Annotated in this window: 1 protein-coding gene; it reads left to right on the plus strand. The window is 37.5% G+C overall.

The genetic code is table 11. The features are described from left to right. Positions 1 to 250 precede the first annotated feature (250 nt). On the plus strand, positions 251 to 1894 hold the full coding sequence (locus FFR48_RS27425; protein ID WP_137669531.1) for an ABC1 kinase family protein: 1644 nt from the start codon (positions 251 to 253) through the stop codon (positions 1892 to 1894). Positions 1895 to 2237 lie beyond the last annotated feature (343 nt).

Below are 2237 nucleotides of genomic sequence, written 5' to 3' on the forward strand. Positions count from 1 at the left end.
GGTTAATGGAGATTGATGATTGATGATTGGTGAGTGGTGCATGAGGAGTGGAGAATGGGGACTGGTGACTGGTTACTCTATTTTATGTTTTGGTGTCAACTCGTACCAATTACCAATTACCAATGACCAATTACCAAACACCAATTACCAATCACCAATTAACAATCAACAATTACCAATTACCAATTACCAATTACCAATTACCAATTACCAATCACCAATTACCAATCACCAATTACCAATCACCAATATGTTTTTAACCCAAACTGTGCCTCGACAACGGGAAATTATTGAAGTAGTCCTTCGCAATGGTTGGGACTATATGCGACGGTTGTTGACTGGTGGTAAAACCGATGAACCTCAACTACCTACACCTGCGGTATTAAAAAATGTTTTGGTGGATTTGGGTCCGGTTTATGTCAAACTCGGTCAGCTTCTTTCTACCCGTCCAGATTTATTAAGTGCTGCTTATATTGAAGAACTATCAACCCTGCAAGATGAAGTACCCGCAGTTCCTTGGGGTGAAGTTGAAGTTGTGATCCGCAAACAGCTAAAGCGCCCACTGGAAGAAACTTTTCAAACAATTAATCATATACCAGTAGCAGCGGGATCAATTGCCCAAACTCATCGTGCTACTCTCTCTGATGGACGAGAAGTTGCTTTGAAGGTTCAAAGACCAGGTATTGATGTCACCATTACCCAAGATATATCCTTAATTCAAGGTATTGCGGATTTGGTGGCGAGAACTGATTTTGGACAAATTTATGACATCAAATCTATTGCTGAGGAATTTACTAAAGCTTTAGAAGCTGAATTAGATTTTACAAGAGAAGCCGGTTATACAGACCAACTGCGGCGCAATTTATCCCAAGGTCGTTGGTATGATCCCACGCAAATTGTAGTTGCAGAAATTTATTGGCATTTGACTACAGAAAAATTATTAGTGATGGAATGGTTGAATGGTGTTCCGCTTTTAACAGCAGATTTAAATCCCGAAAATGCTCAAGATTCTATTGTTAAACGGAAAGGAATTACTACTTTATTATTTAGAGTATTTTTTCAACAATTATATATTGATGGCTTTTTTCATGCTGATCCCCATCCTGGCAATTTATTTTATCTGACGGATGGGCGTGTTGCTCTTTTAGATTGTGGCATGGTGGGTAGACTTGATCCCCGCACTCAACAAATTCTTACAGAAATGTTATTAGCAATTGTTGATTTGGATGCTCAAAGGTGCGCTCAGTTAACTTTACAACTTTCTGATTCTGCTCAACCTGTGATTTTATCTCGCTTAGAAAATGATTATGATCGAATGTTGCGAAAGTATTATAATGTCAGTTTAACTGAGATCAATTTTAGTCAAATAATTTATGAAATTTTACAAGTTGCTCGTAATAATAAAATTCGCTTACCCAGTAATATGGGTTTATATGCCAAAACTTTAGCAAATTTAGAAGGGGTAGCGCGTACCTTTAACCCAGAAGTTAATTTATTTGATGAAATTCAACCATTAATCACTGACTTGTTTCGTCGTCAGTTATTAGGAGATAGTCCGGTTCGTTCTCTTTTACGGACTGCTTTAGATATTAAAAGTCTCTCTTTACAATCTCCCCGGCAAATTGAACTATTATTAGACAGAGTAACATCAGAAACTCTACAATGGAATTTATCATTAAGAGGATTAGACGGTGTGCGCCGAACAATGGATGATGCAGCCAACCGTCTTTCTTTTAGTATTTTAGTAGGTTCTCTAATAATGGGAGCAGCAATTATTTCTAGTAAAGCTCAAACTTCTCAATTATCTTTTCTGAGCAGCTTGTTATTTGCTGCTGCTAGTTTATTAGGTTTATGGTTAATTATTAGTATTTTACGTTCAGGGCGTTTAAAGTAATTTATCTAAAGTGAGCGACATCGGACTGAAAATTGTGAATTTTTTAGGACTTACGCAAAAACTCTCCGACACTCCTATTCCTCAGTCTAGTCAGATTCCAAATTGAATAGACTCAAGTGTACTTCATTAGACATCTCCACAATAGAATGTATTAATTTGTCATAAGTTGTAGGGGCGAAGTATTTGGGCGATAATTTAACGGAAAAATCAGACATCTAAATAGGGGTTGCTGAGAAAGTCTTTCCGTGAGGGCATAGGAGTCAGGAGTCAGGAGTCAGGAGTCAGGAGGAGATTTGAAAATTTCTTTGCCATCTCTTGAAATCCCAAAAAATGCACACTTTTT

It is taken from the genome of Sphaerospermopsis reniformis (assembly GCF_005402885.1).
Taxonomy (GTDB): domain Bacteria; phylum Cyanobacteriota; class Cyanobacteriia; order Cyanobacteriales; family Nostocaceae; genus Sphaerospermopsis; species Sphaerospermopsis kisseleviana.